This window comes from Nocardioides sp. Leaf374, assembly GCF_916862475.1.
GTDB lineage: Bacteria > Actinomycetota > Actinomycetes > Propionibacteriales > Nocardioidaceae > Nocardioides > Nocardioides kribbensis.
In genome coordinates this window covers 1-829 of sequence record NZ_CAKASO010000087.1, presented here as the reverse complement: position 1 = coordinate 829, position 829 = coordinate 1, and the positions used below count along the sequence as shown (strand labels likewise).

The window sequence follows — 829 nt, the reverse complement described above, 5'->3', positions numbered from 1 at the left end:
CGAGGTCTGGTGGCGGCCGAGCTCGGCGGCGGTGGCGCAGATCAGGTCGTGGAAGCGGGTGAGGTCTTGGGTGTCGCCGGTGGCCTCGAGCCAGGAGGTGCCCGAGGCGGAGCCGCGGTCGATGTCGTGGGTCACCCGAACGTTCCACCCACCGCGTGCTCGTTCTTCGAGGGCGGCCTGGGCGTGGGGGTCGTGCCTGGCGGCCGCCTCGGCGACGAACAGCTCGATCCGTCGCGCCCCGAGTCCTTGGACCTTCACCCCGAGGGCGGCGACCTTGCGGTCCACGAACGCAGCACCGGTGTCGTTGAGCACCTGGGTCTGGGAGGCGATCCGCCGCGCCCGCCAGCCGGGGAGGGTGAGGTCCTCGACCATCGCCCAGATGCGGGGCAGGCGGTGGACCAGCTCCATGACCTCGGCGAGGTTGCAGCCGGCGTTGAGCGGCGACATCTCCAGCGCCAGGGCGAGGGGTTCGGCGGCGAACTCGTCGAGGCCGTGGCGGATCATCCCGGGCACCGACCAGGCGTAGGCCCGGTCGGGGTTCAGTGCGCCCCAGCGGGCCATGACCCGCAGGGTGCGACGCTCGGCGGCGCGCACCGAGCGGGCGGTGTCGGCGGCGTACTCCAGGACGTCGTCGGCCTCGAGGGAGTCGACGTCGACCACGGCGCCGGTGGTGTCGAGGTCGAGGAGCATGGACCTAGTTTATTCGAACACGCATTCGATGACTAGAGGCGTCGGGTGATCTGTGGAGAGGGTTGCGCTGTCGCGCGAGGGTGGTTTCGAGACGGTCGCTGGCGCTCCCTCCTCAACCACCGGGGCGCGGGCGCTCCCT

Annotated in this window: 1 pseudogene; it reads right to left on the bottom strand. The window is 71.4% G+C overall.

Going from position 1 to position 829, the window contains the following annotated elements:
- Positions 1 to 690, bottom strand: a pseudogene (locus LPA27_RS19155) (hypothetical protein); the annotation flags it as partial.
- Between the last annotated feature and the right edge of the window lie 139 nt (positions 691 to 829).